At 47.9% G+C, this 19,143-nt stretch carries 17 protein-coding genes; 7 read left to right on the forward strand and 10 right to left on the reverse strand.

What is annotated here, in order from left to right; translation table 11 throughout:
- Nucleotide 1: 1 nt before the first annotated feature.
- Nucleotides 2–814, forward strand: coding sequence for a ZIP family metal transporter (locus ABF86_RS02370; RefSeq protein ID WP_011633582.1), 813 nt, complete (start codon nt 2–4; stop codon nt 812–814).
- Between the two features lie 6 nt (nt 815–820).
- Here the strand turns inward: ABF86_RS02370 and ABF86_RS02375 are convergent, their stop codons facing one another.
- From ABF86_RS02375 to ABF86_RS02420, 10 genes are all read right to left on the reverse strand, one after another.
- Complete coding sequence (locus ABF86_RS02375) at nt 821–3,436, reverse strand: glycosyltransferase family 39 protein (RefSeq protein ID WP_074684698.1); 2,616 nt, start codon at nt 3,434–3,436, stop codon at nt 821–823.
- Nucleotides 3,437–3,544: 108 nt separating this feature from the next.
- The gene (gene mltG / locus ABF86_RS02380) at nt 3,545–4,561 is read right to left on the reverse strand and encodes an endolytic transglycosylase MltG (RefSeq protein WP_011633584.1); all 1,017 of its coding nucleotides are present in this window, start codon (nt 4,559–4,561) and stop codon (nt 3,545–3,547) included.
- Between the two features lie 127 nt (nt 4,562–4,688).
- Nucleotides 4,689–5,930: a beta-ketoacyl-ACP synthase II gene (gene fabF, locus ABF86_RS02385; protein WP_074684700.1), complete on the reverse strand. Its 1,242-nt coding sequence runs from the start codon at nt 5,928–5,930 to the stop codon at nt 4,689–4,691.
- A 33-nt stretch (nt 5,931–5,963) separates the two neighbouring features.
- On the reverse strand, nt 5,964–6,203 hold the full coding sequence (gene acpP / locus ABF86_RS02390; protein ID WP_143032835.1) for an acyl carrier protein: 240 nt from the start codon (nt 6,201–6,203) through the stop codon (nt 5,964–5,966).
- Nucleotides 6,204–6,376: 173 nt separating this feature from the next.
- Nucleotides 6,377–7,120: a 3-oxoacyl-ACP reductase FabG gene (fabG, locus tag ABF86_RS02395; RefSeq protein ID WP_074684701.1), complete on the reverse strand. Its 744-nt coding sequence runs from the start codon at nt 7,118–7,120 to the stop codon at nt 6,377–6,379.
- 56 nt (nt 7,121–7,176) lie between these two features.
- On the reverse strand, nt 7,177–8,115 hold the full coding sequence (gene fabD, locus ABF86_RS02400) for an ACP S-malonyltransferase (RefSeq protein ID WP_074684702.1): 939 nt from the start codon (nt 8,113–8,115) through the stop codon (nt 7,177–7,179).
- 3 nt (nt 8,116–8,118) lie between these two features.
- Complete coding sequence (locus ABF86_RS02405) at nt 8,119–9,075, reverse strand: beta-ketoacyl-ACP synthase III (protein ID WP_041353666.1); 957 nt, start codon at nt 9,073–9,075, stop codon at nt 8,119–8,121.
- Between the two features lie 16 nt (nt 9,076–9,091).
- The gene (gene plsX / locus ABF86_RS02410; protein ID WP_074709557.1) at nt 9,092–10,138 is read right to left on the reverse strand and encodes a phosphate acyltransferase PlsX; all 1,047 of its coding nucleotides are present in this window, start codon (nt 10,136–10,138) and stop codon (nt 9,092–9,094) included.
- 50 nt (nt 10,139–10,188) lie between these two features.
- On the reverse strand, nt 10,189–10,371 hold the full coding sequence (gene rpmF / locus ABF86_RS02415) for a 50S ribosomal protein L32 (RefSeq protein WP_011633591.1): 183 nt from the start codon (nt 10,369–10,371) through the stop codon (nt 10,189–10,191).
- Nucleotides 10,372–10,395: 24 nt separating this feature from the next.
- Nucleotides 10,396–10,899 carry a YceD family protein gene (locus ABF86_RS02420; protein ID WP_160803441.1) on the reverse strand — a complete coding sequence of 168 codons (504 nt, stop codon included), beginning with the start codon at nt 10,897–10,899 and terminating at the stop codon, nt 10,396–10,398.
- Between the two features lie 68 nt (nt 10,900–10,967).
- On the opposite strand from ABF86_RS02420, the gene ABF86_RS02425 reads away from it, so the two are divergent.
- The 6 genes from ABF86_RS02425 (at nt 10,968) to ABF86_RS02450 (ending at nt 19,122) form a co-directional block, all read left to right on the forward strand.
- On the forward strand, nt 10,968–11,564 hold the full coding sequence (locus ABF86_RS02425; protein ID WP_193565659.1) for a Maf family nucleotide pyrophosphatase: 597 nt from the start codon (nt 10,968–10,970) through the stop codon (nt 11,562–11,564).
- A 137-nt stretch (nt 11,565–11,701) separates the two neighbouring features.
- Nucleotides 11,702–12,073 carry a hypothetical protein gene (locus ABF86_RS02430; protein ID WP_240142192.1) on the forward strand — a complete coding sequence of 124 codons (372 nt, stop codon included), beginning with the start codon at nt 11,702–11,704 and terminating at the stop codon, nt 12,071–12,073.
- A 158-nt stretch (nt 12,074–12,231) separates the two neighbouring features.
- Nucleotides 12,232–13,608, forward strand: a complete 1,377-nt coding sequence (locus ABF86_RS02435) for a TolC family protein (RefSeq protein WP_345889557.1) — start codon at nt 12,232–12,234, stop codon at nt 13,606–13,608.
- Entirely contained in the window at nt 13,605–15,101 is a 1,497-nt protein-coding gene (locus ABF86_RS02440; protein WP_160803444.1) for an efflux RND transporter periplasmic adaptor subunit, read from the forward strand. The genes ABF86_RS02435 and ABF86_RS02440 overlap by 4 nt, the downstream gene beginning before the upstream one ends.
- 100 nt (nt 15,102–15,201) lie before the next feature.
- On the forward strand, nt 15,202–18,411 hold the full coding sequence (locus tag ABF86_RS02445) for a CusA/CzcA family heavy metal efflux RND transporter (protein ID WP_160803445.1): 3,210 nt from the start codon (nt 15,202–15,204) through the stop codon (nt 18,409–18,411).
- Nucleotides 18,412–18,684: 273 nt separating this feature from the next.
- On the forward strand, nt 18,685–19,122 hold the full coding sequence (locus ABF86_RS02450; protein ID WP_074709548.1) for a hypothetical protein: 438 nt from the start codon (nt 18,685–18,687) through the stop codon (nt 19,120–19,122).
- Nucleotides 19,123–19,143: the final 21 nt, after the last annotated feature.

The following is a 19,143-nucleotide window of genomic DNA, read 5'->3' on the forward strand; positions in this document are numbered from 1 at the left end:
TATGTCGGTGTTAGCCTGGATTGTGCTTGCCAGCGTAGCAAGTGGTTTGCTGAGCATTGGACTTGCAGCATTATTTGCTTTAAATGTTCGTAGTGATAAATGGATCAATATACTGATTTCATATGCTATCGGCGCGCTTCTTGGAGCGGCATTTCTGAATGCGTTACCTGAAGCATTGGAGCTCACTGATACACCGAAACAACTGACGTTTATTTTGTTACTTGGTATTCTTGTTTTTTTTATTCTGGAAAAACTTCTGTTATGGCGCCATTGCCACTTATCAGAATGTGAAGCACATGAGCCCACATCGCAGGTGGTTTCTACAGCTGGCAGAGGTGTAGTAGGTGTTCACGATCACGGCCGCAGTGGCATGATGATTATACTGGGTGACACTTTTCATAATTTTGTAGATGGTATCCTGATTGCAACAGCCTTTATGGCTGATATTCAATTGGGAATGGTTACGGCTATTGCGATTACTGCACATGAGATTCCACAAGAAGCAGGGGATTTTATTATTTTACTCAATTCAGGGTTTACACGAGCGGGAGCACTCTGGTCCAACCTGCTATCCAGCACAGCAACTGTGTTTGGAGGGTTGCTGGGGTATTTTATGCTGAATCAATTGGATCATCTGATTGCCCCAATACTTGCTATTGCTGCAGCAAGCATGATTTATGTAGCAATGTCGGATCTGATTCCCAGCTTGCATAAGCGTCCCGAGATCGGTGCAACTGTTCAACAGGTCACGCTTATTGTTCTGGGGATCAGTACGATATGGTTGATAGGACTATTTTTTGGCCATAATCACTAAGCACGGCTACCTGTTTTCTACAGAAGCAGATGTTGATGATGGAGTGAGATTATTGCCGCGATATCCTTCTGCAGTACGATAATAGAGAGTACGCAATAAAACACCATCATGCCGATAGATTTCACGAGTATTCGTACTTCCAGGTTTTATCAGCATTCTTTCAAAATTTCCTTCGGCCGAGCCTGATTCTAAGGCCTGCCGTTTCATCCCAATCAGCAGAATGGGCCGGTTAGTAGGGGATTCGGACGGATACCAAAAACTGTACATGGCCGCGTGTTCGCCAAACAGATTGCGGGATCGGATATCAAGGGCAGGGTGATTATTGTTGTAAAACGCAAGCGCACTGGCTATTGACCATTTGCTCATGCCGACCACAATTGGTGCTTCTCCTGTTGTTTGCCTGATTTCATCAGCAATTTTTTCGACTTCTGCTGTGGTTTCCCTCCAGAAATAATGCTCGCTCAGAAATTGATAAGGGAGTCCAGGTATTCCCAGCGTGACATAATGCAAAATGAAGGCGTAGGTCAATAATGACACGGTGATCATTGGCTGCCAGGCAGCGCTCAGCCATCCCGAGATATTCTTGAATATATTCTTTTGTCCGATCATCCAGGCCATGGTGGGTATCAACGCTAACCAGAGTGGACCGGTCCAGTGGAAGCGCAAAGAACCGAAGGTACTGGCTATCAGAAAGATCATTAGTGGAACCCCAGTGAATACGCCAATGAAAAGAGATTTACGGGTTGTCTGGGGGTAGCTCAGAAAAACTGAACGCAATGCAAGTACCGCTGCGGCCAGTCCAACTGGCGTAAGCATAATTGCAATTTGAAGTATTAACTTAGGCGTTGCAAATTCGTGGTGTGTTTTGCCAACTCTATTGGTCTGAAACAGGAAGGAAGCCCAGTTATTTTCCATATTCCAGATGATCACGGGGCTGAATAATATCAGCGCAATTAATACAGCTACATAGGGATGTGGGCGCAAGAGCCAGCGGCGCGCAACTGGATCCAGGATAGCGAAAACCAGTGCAGCGATACCAAGCAGTCCAAGTGTGTATTTGGACAGAATCCCAAGACCGAAAGCAATACCTACCCCGAGCCATGCTCGATTCTGATTTGCGAGCAAGGCTCGCTCCATGTAGTAAAGTGTGGCTGCCCAAGCAGCAACCAGTGGTGCATCTGGTGTCATTGCCAGTCCTGCTGCAAAGCCAAAAGGTACGATGGCAAGCAGCAATACTGAGCGCATAGCGGTAGATTTATCGTAGAGGTTGCGTGCAAGGGCGTATAAATAAGCCATTGCGATCAATCCGCACAAGAAGGCGCCGATTCTCACTCCAAATTCATTCTGGCCAGCCAGCGTGGTTCCCAGCCAGATCAACCAGGCTACCATCGGCGGATGATCAAAAAAGCTCAAATCCATATGTTGTGCGTATTGCCAGTAATAAGCTTCATCGGGGATTAGCTGCGCCACACTCATATAAACCAGGCGCAACAGGATGACGAAACAGACAATACCTACGGCAGCAATGCGCCATCGCGTATCGGTAGAAACAGCGGGCTTGGTTCGTGGGAATACGTAAAAAGCGGATCCAAGGTAATTTACAATAGCTGTCGCGATAATCGCAGGGAAAATAGCCCATTCAGTTGATATGTTCCAGGTATAGACCAGCCAGGCCAGAACGGCTCCTCTCAGGAGCATTGCAAATATTCCAACGATCAGAAAGCGAGAGAACTGGCTCCAATGTAGATGTCCTGAATGATGCAGCCGGAATGACCATTTGGTATTCAAAGCATAGTTGAAGCTGGCTGCTGCGATGAAACTGGAAATATGTGCGGTTGCCAGACTGATACCCTGCCCGGTCATCCATTGAAAAATCAATACATCGACAAAGACACCTAAAAATCCAACCATGGCAAAGCGGCTTGCTGTGTAGAAAGAGACGGTGCCACCAGCCAGTGTAATGAGTTGCTGCAGATAAGTAAGATGATGTGAAAGGGAGAGTTTGGAGCTTCCGTGCAGTCGATTGTGAAAGTGGATCGGGATTTCTTTTACACGCAGCTGTTCACGCCCTGTCATCAGCAGTTCCAGTAGGATTTTATAGCCGCGAGCATTTTCTGTAATATTTTTGATCAGCTCCTTTCGGAAAGCAAAGAAGCCCGAAGTTGCGTCATTTACATCACAAATGGTGCGTGCAAGCCAGCCCCCTGCCCGGGACAGCCAGAGGCGATAGAAAGGCCAGCCGATAGTATCGCCACCAGCTATGTAACGACTGCCGATCGTTATGTCGTGAGTGCCATCCAGAATCGGCTGGATCAGTGAGGCCAATCGTTCTGGCGGGTGGCTCAAATCAGCATCCATGACTGCAATGACTTCATACTTGGCGGCTGCTGTTCCGTCGAGAATAGAAGCAGTTAGATCGGGCCGTGCATGCCTTTCAATCAAACGTACGTTATGAGTGTTTTGCCATTTTCTGACTTTGTCAGGAGTGCCATCCGTGGAACTGTCATCCACGATAATGACTTCAAACTGATCTCCCAAGTTATCAAGAGAAAAAATACTCGTTAGTAAGAGGTCGATATTTCCAGCTTCGTTCAGGGTAGGAATAATGAGTGAAAATTGCATGTTAAGCTCAAGTTATTCCCGGGGCCTGTTGACATGGGTTTAGAGTTGGCTTCCCGGGGGTGACAGCGTATTAGAGAAAGATCATCCTGATTCAGGATCAGGATATTTCTATGGACGATTTTTCTGGTATTTCAGAACAGCACGGTTATGTTCTTCAAGCGTAGATGAGAAGTGCGAAGTTCCGTCACCTTTGGCAACAAAGTAGAGCTTATCAGTAATAGCAGGGTTAAAAGCTGCCCGGATGGAAGCCAGTCCCGGCATGGCAATGGGGGTGGGGGGCAGGCCGGGCCGGGTATAGGTATTGTATGCATGATCGGTCTGCAGATCGATCTTGCGCAGATTCCCACCGAACTTATCTCCCATGCCATAAATTACTGTTGGATCAGTCTGGAGTTTCATGTTGTGGCGTAAACGATTGACAAACACACCTGCAATCCAGGCGCGCTCATTGTCTCTTCCCGTTTCTTTCTCTATGATCGAAGCAAGAATCAGGCCTTCATACTGGTTCTTCAACGGGAGTGATTTTTGTCTTGAAATCCATTCTGTTTCAAGGTGTCGCTGCATGGCATGGTAGGCACGTTTCAGAATTGTCAGATCGCTGCTGTTTTTGGTAAAAAAATAAGTATCCGGAAAAAAAATGCCCTCGACTCCTGGTTCTTTTGCCCCGATTAGCTCCAGTAGTTTTAAATTGCTGAATTCGCTTGATACATGATGGATAGCCGGGTGTTCATCCAGTACTTTTCTAAATTGCGAGAAAGTCCATCCCTCAAGAAAAGTAATCGTATGTTGCTTGACTCTTCCCTGAGTCAGGTATTCCAGCAGATCCAGTGGTGACAAATTTTGGGTAAGCTCATATTCACCCGCTTTGAGCGATGCGTTATATCCTGTCATGTGTGCAAGAAGTATGAAAGACCATGCATTAGGGAGAATATCCGCATCGGTTAATTGTTGAGCGATATTACGCAGACTACCTCGGGGTTCAATTGAAAACTCGCAGGGTATGACTGGAAGTTCTACTGGTGTTGTGACCAGGCGGTAGAACCATATGGAAAATAGCGTGCTGACAACCAGAATGACTAAAAGAACGAAACTCAGAAGTCGTAGTGAACGTGTCGATTCAGGCATGTCAGTACACTCAGGTATTCGGTTAACTGATCATGCCAGATATTTCCCCGGAAAGCATAATCAGTTATTCTCATATGTATTTCGATTATTCCCAAATACCACATCCCAGAAACACGGGAAATGATATTCAGGTTTTTCGAAAGACTAATGTACCGTTAGTTCCACCAAATCCGAATGAGTTTGACAGCGCGGTGTCAATTTTCATTTCTCTGGCAGTGTTGGGTACATAATCCAGATCACATTCGGGATCAGGCTCATCAAGATTAATGGTGGGTGGAGCAATCTGATGGAAAATGGCCAGAGTAGAGAAAATTGCTTCCACACCTCCTGCCGCACCCAGCAAATGCCCGGTCATCGATTTGGTGGAACTGATTGCCAGGCTTCCGGCGTGTGCTCCAAAGCAACGTTTGACTGCAACTGTTTCTGCAATGTCGCCCAAAGGCGTTGATGTTCCGTGTGCATTGATATAGTGGATATCTTCCAGATTCAACTGCGCGTCAGATAATGCGTTCTTCATGCAGCGAGCGGCACCTTCACCATCTTCACAGGGGGCTGTCATATGATAAGCATCCGCACTCATGCCGAATCCGGCCAGCTCCGCATAAATCTTTGCGCCACGTTTTTTGGCGTGTTCCATCTCTTCCAGAACCAGGATGCCTGCACCTTCTCCCAGGACAAATCCGTCTCTTTTGAGATCCCATGGCCGGCTTGCTGTCGCCGGATCGTCATTGTTTGATGACAGGGCGCGGGCGGAGGCAAATCCCCCAACAGCCAGCGGAGTTATGCATGATTCTGCACCACCACAGATCATAATATCCGCGTCACCGTGCTCAATCATTCTGGCAGAGCTGCCAATGCAGTGTGTAGCGGTGGTGCAGGCAGTAACAATGGCAAGATTGGGTCCTTTATACCCAAACATGATGGATAAATTACCGGCCACCATGTTGATAATGGTGCCGGGGATAAAGAAGGGGGAGATTTTTCGGGGGCCACCCGCATGATAGGCTGCGTTGGTATTTTCAATCATGGGCAGGCCACCGATTCCGGAGCCAATATTAACACCGATACGCTCAGCATCGAATCGAGTTACATCACTGATTCCGGCATCCTTGACAGCTTGAATAGCCGCTGCCATCCCGTACTGGATAAAAATATCCATACGGCGTGCTTCCTTGGCAGAGAGATACTCTGTTATCTCGAATTCTTTGACCTCCCCAGCAATTTTTGAGGAAAAATCTGATATATCAAAACGTGTGATTTGTGTAATACCGGATTTCCCGGCAATTACGTTTTCCCATGCTTCGGGAACCGTATTGCCGATAGGTGAGACAATGCCTAACCCGGTAATGGCTATTTTACGCTTGGACAAAACGACTCCGCTGAATCATTGAAAAAATTATTCTTACTGAGTTGAATTAGCAGCTACGAAATCGATAGCCTCTTGAACTGTATTGATTTTTTCGGCTTGTTCATCAGGAATTTCGCATTCAAATTCTTCTTCCAGTGCCATGACGAGTTCAACTGTATCAAGTGAATCCGCTCCCAGATCGTTGACGAAAGAGGATTCGTTCTTAACTTCTGACTCGTTAACACCTAGCTGCTCGGCTACAATTTTCTTGATACGCTGTTCTATTTCAGTAATTTCCATTGAATACCCATCCTTATCAGGTAAAAAAACTCTCGCAAGTTTAACAAATTTCAAACAACCGGCAAAATCTACCCGGCCATATAGGCCAGATGTCATTTACTGCTACAAAAAAAATAATGAATGTTCCATAATCTTGAAAGGGTTTGCTAAAAATATCAGAAATCAGGTCATTCCATATACATTCCGCCGTTTACATGTAATGTGGCTCCAGTAATATAGTCTGCAGCTGGGGAGGCTAGGAAAACGACAGCCGCAGCAACATCTTCCGGACGACCCAATCTCCCAAGAGGGATATGCTGGATGAGTGACTGCTGCAGATCTGATGAGAGCGAACGGGTCATGTCGGTATCTATAAACCCCGGAGCTACACAGTTTACGGTAATGTTTCTGCTACCAATTTCTTTTGCAAGCGATTTGCTGAAGCCCATCATTCCCGCCTTGGCCGCTGCATAATTGGTCTGCCCGGGATTCCCGGTAGTACCGACTACTGACGAGATATTAATAATGCGGCCACTGCGTGCTTTCATCATGGCGCGCAGGACAGCGCGGCTTAAACAAAACACGGATTTCAAGTTGGTCTGCAAGACACTATCCCATTCGTCATCCTTCATGCGGGCAAGCAGGTTGTCACGCGTAATACCGGCGTTGTTGACCAGTATTGCAACATCACCCAACGATTTTTGTATGGTTTCAATACCATTATTAATATGCTCGATATTGCTAACATCCATAACCAGACCCATGCCTGATACATGAGCCTCACCCAGATACTGATTGATATGGTCAGCTCCGCTCTCGGAAGTTGCAGTGCCAATAACAGTTGCACCGTACTTTCCCAGCTCCAGAGCGATAGCTTTACCGATGCCGCGACTCGCTCCTGTTACCAGTGTAATTTTATGTTCCAGCATCATTCCGAGAGTTTATGAATTGATGGAAGAGTTATTTCTAATAATGCATTACTGACGTACTATTTCAACGTTCCTACCGTTTTGAGAAAGGAGTTGGAATCAGTTAGCGCGATATTCTCCAGATTCTTATCAATGCGTCGCGTCAGTCCGGATAACACTTTGCCTGGACCACACTCCACAACATGTCTTACACCCAGTCCCGCAAGGGCTTGAATTGTCTCTGTCCAGCGAACCGGATTATCGAGCTGGCGCGCAAGTATCTCACGAATAGAAGCTATTTCTGGGTGCTGCTGGACATCGACGTTGTGCAAAACAGGAATTCGGGGAGGTTGGAATGTGGTTTTTTCCAGTAGAAGTGCAAATTTCTCGGCTGCTGGTTGCATGAGTGAGCAGTGTGAAGGAATACTCATTGGCAGTATAACTGCCAGTTTTGCTCCTTTTGATTTTGCGAGTGTTACTGCTTGTGCAATTGCCTGAGAATGGCCAGCGATGACGACTTGGCCTGGGGCATTGAAGTTCGCAGGCTCCAGTGAAGTATCTGGCAGCATATTTATTACTTCAGCGCATACTGAAGAAATAGTGTCATTATCCAGCCCGACAATGGCTGCCATGCCTCCTGTTCCTTCGGGAACAGTTTCTTGCATGACTTCTGCGCGATGACGAATCAATTTCAGGGCATCACCCAAACTAAGTGATTCGGCAGCTACCAGCGCAGCATATTCGCCAAGACTATGACCGGCCAGATAATGTGGTTGGGTACCTCCTGCCTGCTGCCATGCACGGTAGATGGCCACGTCAGCGGTTAACATGACAGGCTGGGTATTGGTTGTGAGATTCAAAGTGTCTGCTGGTCCGTTACTGGCTAACGACCACAGATCCTGTTGCAGAATATCTGATGCTTCATTGAACGTCTCACGTATTGATGGAAGTTCAGAATAACCATCCATCATACCGACTGACTGAGATCCCTGCCCGGGAAAAATAAAAGCAATCTTCATGTTTTACCAGCGTACCAGAACTGATCCCCAGGTGAATCCACCTCCCACACCTTCCAGCACAACATGCTGGCCTGACTGGACACGCCCGTCTCGAACTGCCTGATCCAGTGCCAGCGGTACAGAAGCAGCTGAAGTATTGCCATGTTGTGTAACAGTCACTACTACCTTCTCTTCAGGTATACCCAGCTTTTTCGCTGTTGAGGTGATAATACGGATATTGGCCTGATGAGGGATCAGCCAGTCGATATCGGAAGATTGTAGATCATTTGCATGCAATGCTTCTAGTACCGCTTCTTCCAGGACTTTAACGGCAAATTTGAATACCGTGCTGCCTTCCATTGTGATGAAGGGTGTGCCTTGTATCTTTCCGGAATGAATAGAGGCAGGGGCTGAAAGAACCTGACTATAGCTTCCATCTGCGTGTAAATGGGATGAGAGAATTCCCGGTTTTTGATCCCGGGTAAGAACTACCGCACCTGCGCCATCTCCAAACAGAACACAAGTGCTGCGGTCGTTCCAATCCATAATCCGGGAATATACTTCGCTGCCAACTATCAGTGCGTTACGGGATTTTCCGGAGCTGACGAACATATCCGCTGTAGCCAAGGCATAAATAAACCCACTACAGACGGCCTGAACATCAAATGCAGGGCTACCAGATATGCCGAGTTTATTTTGCAGAATACAAGCTGTGCTTGGGAAAATCATATCCGGCGTTGTGGTTGCAACAATTACCAGATCAATATCACTTGCCTGAATACCTGCAGCCTCGATGGCATTTCGACTGGCCTCCAAAGCAAGGTCGCTGGCCATCTGGCCCGGCGCAGCAATATGACGTTGTTTGATGCCAGTCCGTGCCTGTATCCATTCATCACTGGTATCAACCATGGATTCAAGCTCCAGGTTGGTCAGGATTTTTTCCGGCAGATAGCTTCCGGTACCAATTATGCGTGAATACATAGCCATGTTCAGTTGCTCACTCTACTGATGCCGGTTGTGTAATGTTTTGCTCAATGTTGTATCGCAGTGTTTCAATATGTTCGACAATGCGTCGCAAGGTGCCACCGCGTATTTCATCTACAGCACGTTTGATGGCGCAGCGAAATGCAAAGCTATCGGCAGATCCGTGACTTTTTATGACAGTACCACGCAATCCCAGCAGACTGGCGCCATTGTACTGTCGATGATCAACGCGCCGCCTGAAGGCATTGATTACCGGCAGAGCTACCAACCCTGCTAGCTTGCTGAATAAAGAGCGTCTGAATTCCTCACGCAGGTAGCTGGCCAGCATCTGAGCCAATCCTTCCGAAGTCTTGAGCGCGACATTGCCAACGAAACCATCGCATACTACGACGTTGGTCGTCCCGCGATAAATATCATCCCCCTCAATGTTGCCGTAAAAATTCAGGCCGCTGCTACGGAATAATCCCGCTGCCTGTTTGACGACATCATTACCCTTGATATCTTCCTCGCCAATATTTAAGAGTCCAATACTTGGATTGGGCTTGTTCTCGACAGATGAAACCAGTGTTGCACCCATTACACCAAACTGGAACAGGTGTTCAGCCGTGCAGTTGACATTAGCCCCCAGATCCAGCACATAGGTATGTCCTGAAATAGTAGGCAGAACGACTGCCAATGCGGGGCGATCTATTCCCGGGATGGTTTTGAGTACAAAGCGTGAGGTTGCCAGCAATGCTCCCGTATTTCCTGCACTGATGCATGCTTGCGCCTCACCGTTTTTGACCAGGTTAAGCGCTACACGCATGGAAGAGTCTTTTTTGTTGCGTAGAGCGATAGCCGGATGTTCATCCATACCAACGATCTCGCTTGCCGGATACAGCCTGAGTCGCGAGTCAGGCGATATGTTAAGCGCATTCAATTCCTTCGTGAGGATCTCTGGCCTGCCAACCAGGATAATGTTGGTGTCGCGGTCATGACGCAGATATTCAACAGCCGACGGAACCGTGACATGCGGGCCGTGATCACCACCCATGCAATCAATTGCTACTGTTATGCTCACGTGTCAAAAAGGGGTGGATGGCAGATATGATGAAGAACCAGCTGGGGTCATCAATCGTCGTTTTTAGTTTTAATTACTTTTTTCCCACGGTAAAAACCGTTCGGGCTGATGTGATGCCGTAAATGTGTTTCCCCGGTAGTCGGTTCGATCGCGAGTGGCGGGTTGGTTAATGCATCATGGGAACGATGCATCCCGCGCTTGGAAGGAGATTTCTTATTTTGTTGTACAGCCATAATTTAACTCCCAAAAATATCAATTTAGTGTGTTCGTTTCAACGATGCCAATATGGTAAAAGGATGCTCTTTTGCGGCGGTTGCATATATTCCGGTTTCGGTTGACAGGCAGCACCCGGTATCCTGATGACGAGGAGATATCGGCAGGCCAAGAATGACTTCGTCCTCTACCAGAGTTAGAACACTCAGTTCGTTCGAAGCATAAATCGCATCCACGAAAATATCTTCGTCATAACGTGACAGCTCATCCGCACTTCTGGCCAGAAGCAGTCCTGTTTCCAGATCAAGTTCATATTCCATTTTCCCCAGGCAGCGCTGGCAATTTAAAGCAACGCTTCCGCTGACTGATATTTTCAGCATGGGCCTGTTGTGCTCATCAAACAGCCCGGAGATCAGATAGACTAGCTCTCCTGATGTATTTGCCAGATAACTGTGCAGTCGTTCAAGGTTAACTAAAGGGATGCTTCCTTGAAGGAATTTGTTGCTGCGGACAAAATCCAGCGTATTTATAACAAGTTGGTCGGACATAAGGCGCGCATGTTATATTTTTTATGGAAAAGTGTCAAAATTACAAATCAGTATACTACTATAATATTTTGAAAAGTCGCACTATTTACCCCCGGCTTGTGCTAGGTTCCAGCTCGGTTTATCGGCGTGAACTGCTTCAGCATTTACAAATCCCTTTTGAAACCGCAAATCCGGCCATTGATGAGTCTGCCTTGCCTGAAGAGACGCCGGATGTGACAGCACTGCGCCTGGCAAAAGAAAAGGCGTATGCATTGGTAAAGCAGTTTCCTGATGCACTCATTATCACGGCGGATCAGGTTGCTATGTTGGATAAAATACAATTAGGCAAACCACTGAATCATGAAAATGCTGTTCGGCAGCTGCGCTTGATGCGTGGCAGGGAGGTTGTTTTTCATACGGCGCTATGTTTATTTAACAGTCGTACAGCTTTTCTGCAAGCGCGTATTGTTCCTTGCTCGGTGAAGTATCGTGAGTTAAATGATGATCAGATTGAACGTTATCTCGCGAGAGAACAGCCTTACCATTGTGCGGGCAGTGCAAAATCGGAAGGATTGGGTATTGCCCTGATCGAACGTATAACCGGGGAAGATCCCAATGCGTTGATCGGGTTACCGTTAATAGCGCTGGTAGAGATGTTAATGATGGAAGGCGTGGAGATACTGTAACCACTTGGGCTTTTACTTGAGAAAGCCGAATGGTTTTTCTGGTTTTCTCCTGTTAATCCTGAGATGACGGATACTCGAATTTACGTGTTAGTGTTATATTACCAGCTGTTAAATTGATGTATGCCAATGTTTTTCAAATGAATAAACCTCTTGCTGCCAGATTCATCGTTCTGACATTTCTTGTCAGCATGCTGGCAAATACATTTGGATGGTCATTCAACAGTAAGATATTCGCACACGAACTGGCTCATCTGCATCACGGGGAGTTGTTTCTGATGTACCCCGATAAACATCTTGAATTACATCAAACACTTGATAGCACCATAGATTGGGATGCTGCTACCCATTTGTGCCTGCATGCTGCCGGCCAGTTTCAACCTTTCTATTTGCACCCGGCTTTGCAGATAGTCACTGTTGCAACCAGGGAGGTGATGGTCGAAAGTGTAGTTAAAGCTTTCCCGGAATCGGTTCCTGATCCTTTTTTTCGTCCTCCCCGCTTTTTCTCCTGAGTCAATTTTTTACCGGTATGACGGTTTCGGCATGCCGGATGATTATCTGGCATGCCGTCCGACACTGTTGCAGAAACAGTCTTGAATTCTGAATATTAAGGTTGTTTTCGCAATATCCGGTGTGTAACTTACGGCATGACTGTTCATGGGGAATCATCGTGATTGAGTATCAGACAGCGAAGACAATATTGCAACAACTTCGCACAAGGCAGATGGTGCTTGTCTTTGCATTATTCTTTGCAGGAATTATACCTATCTTGGGGCATGGCATGGCTTATGCCGATACCCATCCAGTCATCAATATACTGGCGGAGAGAGGTGAGGATCTGACCTTGCGTCAGGCGCTGCAACAGGTTTTGCAAAATAATCCTGAACTGGCAGCTTATTCCAGAGAAGTAGCTGCTTATGAAGGGACAAAATTACAGGCCGGTTTGCTGAAAAATCCTGAATTCAGTGTCGGGGCAGAAAGTATTGATTCCTCCAACCCGAAAATAGAAAGATTTACAACTTTCCGTATCAGTCAGTTGATTGAGCTTGGTGGTAAGCGATCTGCCCGGGTGAGTGTGGCAACACTGGGGCAGGAGCTGGCCAATCAGGCTTATGCTGCCAAACGGTTGGAAGTTATTGCCCGTACTGCCAATGCTTTTATTGATGTGCTGGAAAATCAGGTGCATGTAAGCGTGATGGACGACACTTTGCGTCTGATGCAAAAGGCAATGAAAACAGTTGTTAAACGGGTCGAAGCGGGGAAAGCGCCGCCTATTGAAGCTACTCGTTCAAAGGTAGCATTATCCGCTGCGAGTATTGAACTGGAACAGGGTAGGCGCAATTTGTCAGCGGCGCGGGCAAAGTTGGCGCTTCTCTGGGGGGAGGCGGAGCCGCGCTTCGGCCAGGCCTTGGGAGAACTGGAATCATTTGTTGAGATACCGGAATTTGATCAGCTGGTAAAACGCCTTGAAGAAAACCCGATTATGCTGCAAAGCCTTAAAAATATCGCGCAGCGTGAGGCGATGGTCGAGTTGCAAAAAGCGAATAAAATTCCTGATGTAACAGTTGGTGCAGGTATTCAGCGCTATTTCAGTCTAAACAAGACTACTGCTGTGCTGGATATATCTATTCCTATTCCAATTTTCGATCGTAATCAGGGAAATGAATTGGAAGCCCGCCAGCGCCTGAATAAAGCAATGGATGAACGCGCGTCCGTTGAATTGCAACTTAGAACAGAATTTGCACGTAACTACGAGAATCTGCTGGCTGCCCGGAATGAGATTCGGGTATTGCATGATGAGGTGTTGCCGGGTGCGCAGAATGCCTTTGAGATTACCAATCGGGGTTACCAGCTGGGTAAATTCAGTTTTCTGGAAATGCTGGATACCCAGCGCGCTTTTTTCCAGAATCGTATTCTTTATGTGCGGGCACTGGCCAATTATCAACGTCTGGTCAATATCATCGAGCAGTTGATTGCAGCACCGCTTGCTGATTCAGCTGCAGATTACACAAAGCTCAATACTCAAGGGAAGGAGCGTAATCAATGAACGTTAGCGGACGATTACCCATTGTGGCAGTTATTCTGGTTGGCATTTTGCTAGGGGCGTTGCTTTTGATCCAGGATAAATTCAGGCTGCCGGATGCTGAAGAGTCATCTCATTCTTTTGCAGGGACAACTGAACATCAATCAACAATCGGACCGAAGGGCGGGGAGCTGTTCTCGGAAGATGATTTAAGCCTTGAGTTGACTATTCATGAGAGTGGCACGTTTCCACAATTCAGGCTCTATCCATATCGACAGAAACAACCACTGGCACCGACTGAAGTAAAGGTAACGATTGTATTGTCCCGTCTTGGCAGGCCGGCGCAACTGTTTCACTTCAGGCCGGAAAGTGACTATCTGGTTAGCGATCAGGAAGTGGGAGAACCTCATTCTTTCGAGCTGGTCATTGTCGCTGAATATCAGGGCAAGACCTATCGCTGGCATCACAGCGAGGTTGAGGCGCGTGTAGAAATGTCCGATACGGCGATGCAAAGCAACGGTATTGAACTGGCCACAGCTGGTCCTGCCGCCATTCACTCTAAAATTACGCTGCCGGGCGAAATTATTTTCAATGAACATCATATCGTGCATGTCGTGCCGCGTTTGCCCGGCATGGTGGTGTCGATTAAACGCCATCACGGACAAAGAGTGAAAAAGGGAGAGGTACTTGCGATCATGGAAAGTGCCATGCTGGCCGATTTGCGCAGTCAATACCTGCTTGCCCGCAAGCGCTTGGTGCTGGCACAAACAATTTATGATCGGGAAGAGCAGTTGTGGCGGGAAAAAATCACAGCAAAACAGGATTACCTTGTGGCACAACAGCAACGGGAAGAAGCCAGCATAGCAACCCAGCTGGCAGCCGAGCGCTTGCGAGCGCTGGGCGTACAACCAGAATCCGGGTTGTCTTGGGAAAATATTGCGCATTATAAAATCCGTTCTCCTATTTCCGGGATTGTCATTGATGAAGCAATTGTTACAGGAGAGGTCGTCAAGGAGGATAAGACTGCGTATATCGTTGCTGACATTTCCACAGTCTGGGCGGCTGTCAGGGTATTCCCCCGGAATCTGCATCAGGTTCACATAGGTCAGCAGGCTGTCATCCGGGCAAATGCCTATGATTTGACGCGGGAAGGTAAGGTAATTTACGTGACGACACTGCTTGACGAGCAAACACGCACAGCTATTGCCCGGGTGCAGCTCGATAATCGGGATGAACAATGGCGCCCTGGCATGTTCGTCAAGGCCGATTTGCAGACCGAAGCAGTCGAAGTCCCGGTGGCGGTGTCGCTGGAAGCGATACAGACACTGAATGACCAGTCGGTAGTGTTTGGTCGCTACGGAGAGTATTTCGAAATGCGTCCGCTCAAACTAGGTCGCAGCGATAGCCAGATGGCTGAGGTAGTCGAAGGCTTGTTTGCAGGCGAAGACTATGCAACGAGTAACAGCTTCATCATTAAATCAGAGCTGGGGAAGGCTGGAGCAGTACATGACCATTGAGGAAACATGGGTTAATCGTTTGCATAATCGGGCCATATCGCCTGTTTTCTGTTTTATCTTGTTTTTGGCGGCAACAATCGGTTGAGCGGAGATACTACTCATGTTTGAACATATTCTGCATGTCGTGATTCGCCATCGTGGATTGGTGTTGTTGGCCGTTCTGGCTATGGCCGTGCTGGGTTTGCATAGCTACCAGCGATTGCCGATTGATGCCGTACCTGACATTACCAATGTGCAGGTGCAGATCAATACGGCCACACCCGGCTATTCACCCATGGAAGTCGAGCAACGCATTACTTTCCCGGTAGAAACCATTATGGCAGGGTTGCCCGGGTTGGATTACACACGCTCATTGTCTCGCTACGGGTTATCCCAGGTAACGGTGATATTTCAGGATGGAACCGACATTCATTTTGCCCGTCAATTGGTCGGTCAGCGTATCCAGGAGGCGAAAGGGCAATTGCCGGTTGGTGTCGAGCCGGTAATGGGGCCTGTTTCCACTGGCTTAGGGGAAATATTCATGTGGACGGTCGAAAGTATTGCGGGCGCGCGTAAACCGGATGGCGCACTCTATACATCCACTGATCTGCGTGAAATTCAGGACTGGATCATCCGACCACAATTACGCATGGTGAAAGGGGTGACAGAGATCAACACCATCGGCGGATTCGTCAAGCAATATCACGTCACACCCTATCCGGAAAAACTCATCGCCTATGGCCTGACCCTGCAGGAAATTGTTACTGCACTGGAGCGCAACAACCTCAATCTGGGGGCGGGTTACATCGAGAAGCGTGGCGAGCAGTACCTGGTACGTTTACCGGGGCAGGTTACTAATCTGGATGAGATTGGCGAGATTACGCTGGGCAGTAGGCAAGGCACGCCGCTGCACATCAAGGATGTGGCCGATATCCTGATTGGCAAGGAGTTGCGTACAGGTGCTGCTACCCGTAATAGTGAAGAGGTGGTGCTGGGAACTGCCCATATGCTGATCGGAGAGAATAGCCGTACCGTAGCGCATGCAGTTGCCAATAAGCTGATGGAAATTAACCGTTCGCTGCCAGCTGGAGTGGTGGCTGTTCCGGTGTACGATCGAACCACGTTGATTGATGGCACGATTCATACCGTGGCCAGTAATCTGGTTGAAGGGGCCTTTCTTGTGATCGTCGTCTTGTTCCTGTTTCTGGGCAATATCCGTGCGGCGATAATTGCCGCACTCGTTATCCCGTTGTCGATGCTGTTTACGTTTAGCGGCATGGCGGCTAATCACGTCAGCGCTAATCTGATGAGTCTGGGCGCACTGGATTTCGGCATCATCGTGGATGGCGTTATCGTCATCATTGAGAACTGTATCCGCTGTTTTTCCCAGGAACAAGCCAGGTTGGGACGGACGTTAAGCCGGGAAGAACGACTGAAACTGGTTTTCACAGCAACTCAGCAGGTAAGGCGTGCGCTGATTTACGGACAGGTGATCATCATGATCGTCTATCTGCCGATTTTTGCCTTGTCTGGCGTCGAAGGTAAGATGTTTCATCCCATGGCGTTTACTGTGGTGGCAGCATTGCTGGGTGCGTTGATTCTATCGGTGACTTTTGTACCGGCAGCGATAGCCCTGTTTCTGACTGGCAAGGTGACAGAAAAGGAAAGCTGGATCGTTGTGTGGTGTAAACGCTTCTATCGGCCGATGCTCGCGACAGTTATGCGCAATCAGGGCCTAACCATTACCGTTGCTGCAGTCATCATGGTTTTATCGATATTATTGGCAACCCGCCTGGGCAGCGAATTTGTACCTAACCTGAATGAAGGGGATATTGCGTTGCACGCGATCCGGATTCCCGGGACGAGCCTTTCTACTGCTATCACCATGCAAAGCGAGTTGGAAAAAGTAATCCAATCGTTTCCTGAAGTGGAGCGGGTATTTAGCAAGATTGGAACGGCAGAGGTTGCAACGGATCCGATGCCTCCCAGTGTGGCTGATATTTTTGTCATGCTAAAACCGCGATCGGAATGGTCTGGCCGCTACCGGACCAAGGATGAGCTGATTGCTGCAATGGAAAAGGCAGTATTGCAGGTACCAGGGAACAATTATGAATTTACCCAGCCGGTTGAAATGCGTTTCAATGAGTTGATCGCCGGTGTGAGAGCCGATGTGGCGATCAAGGTATTCGGTGACGATCTGGATAAGTTGTTCGCTGTGGGGAAACGTATTGAAGCGTTGGTGGCGACCGTGCCAGGTGCTGCGGATGTGAAAGTGGAACAAGTAACCGGATTGCCGGTATTGTCTATTCAAGCCAATCGCACAAATATCTCACGTTATGGTTTGAATGTTGCAGATGTGCAAGATGCTGTGGCCATTGCGGTTGGTGGCAAGAGTGCAGGCTTGATTTTTGAAGGAGATCGCCGCTTTGAGCTGCAGGTGCGGCTACCCGAATCATTGCGTACGGATATTGAAGCATTACGCTACCTGCCGATTGGTCTGCCGGTTCAGTCTGGGGTGCAGGAGGGGATGCTGGCTGGCCAGATGCCATCAGCTGGATCGGCTGCCTTTGTGACGTTGGGCGAGGTGGCCGATTTTGAAATTGTGCAGGGGCCGAACCAGATTAGCCGTGAGAACGGGAAGCGGCGGGTGGTGGTGTCTGCCAATGTGCGCGGGCGTGATCTTGGTTCCTTCGTCAAGGAAGCACAGACGTTGGTGAATGAAGAAATACAGATTCCCCCAGGGTATTGGCTGGCGTGGGGGGGGCAGTTTGAACAAATGATTTCAGCTGCGGAACGTCTGCAAATTGTGGTGCCGGTCGCGCTAACGCTGATTTTTGTTGTGCTCTACATTGTGTTCGGTAATTTTCGGGATGGCATGCTGGTATTTACCGGCGTGCCATTCGCACTGACAGGTGGAATACTGGCTTTATGGTTGCGTGATATTCCGCTGTCTATTTCTGCTGGAATCGGATTTATCGCCCTGTCAGGAATTGCAGTGATGAACGGGCTGGTCATGCTGACATTTATCCGGGAATTGCGTCAGAATGGGCATGCGCTGATGGATGCTGTCCAAACTGGTGCACTGACACGGCTGCGGCCAGTATTGATGACTGCGCTCACCGATGCAGTTGGCTTCATTCCCATGGCGCTGGCAACCGGTCTGGGTGCAGAAGTGCAGCGTCCATTGGCTACAGTGGTGATCGGTGGCATCCTTTCCTCGACTATCCTGACATTACTGGTGTTGCCAGTGCTGTACCATATGCTTTACAAACACTGGGAAACGGATCATCAGCTAAAAACAGAAATGCTGCTGGCTGCAAAAGCCGGATGAGGTTATTTCCGACGGATCTATTGTTGAGACAAGTTGCCATTTTTTGAAACATTTAGGTGTCGAGTTTTTTTACATCTCGGTGAGCCAGGAATTTTTTAGATAGATAAATAAATTTATCTTTTTGTTTTTTATGATATAAAAAATACTGTTTGGATATGGCATGAAATATGCTTGTTTATAGAATTAAAGACATATTAAGAACTTATTTTTTGCCGGCTATTGTTATACTGGCAACTGATTTTTCCTGAAACTTTGCATGAGAGGTGACTGAACATGTCGGAAAAAAATATACCGGAACAATTGAAACAGGATGCAGCTGGTGAACAGACGACAGCTGCTCTTCCTTCCCAGCCGGCTCGCAGACAATTACTCAAAAGTACCGTTGCCATTCCAGTCATCATGACCTTACATAGTGGGGCGGCACTGGCACGGACGAGTAATCTGGTAGGAGCGGTTACAGATCTGGATTCGGCGGCGAAGAAGATGAATGATCTGGAACAAGCACGAATCGTGTGCGTCAATCCCGGAGATGGTCCTATTGAAGAAAGTAGCTCCACTTATGATTTAGGCATGAATCCGACAGCAGCCTTGGGTGATGCATCGCAAGATTTGGCAACACAGGCAGAGAATTGCCAAACAGGCGGAGGCATTCTGATTTCAGTGACTGCGTTTCAATCTCTTCAAGGCAGAGGTTTTTTCAGCGATCTATAATAATTGGCAGTAGTGGTAAAT

Origin of the sequence: Nitrosomonas sp. GH22, assembly GCF_009833115.1 — a bacterium.
Taxonomy (GTDB): domain Bacteria; phylum Pseudomonadota; class Gammaproteobacteria; order Burkholderiales; family Nitrosomonadaceae; genus Nitrosomonas; species Nitrosomonas eutropha.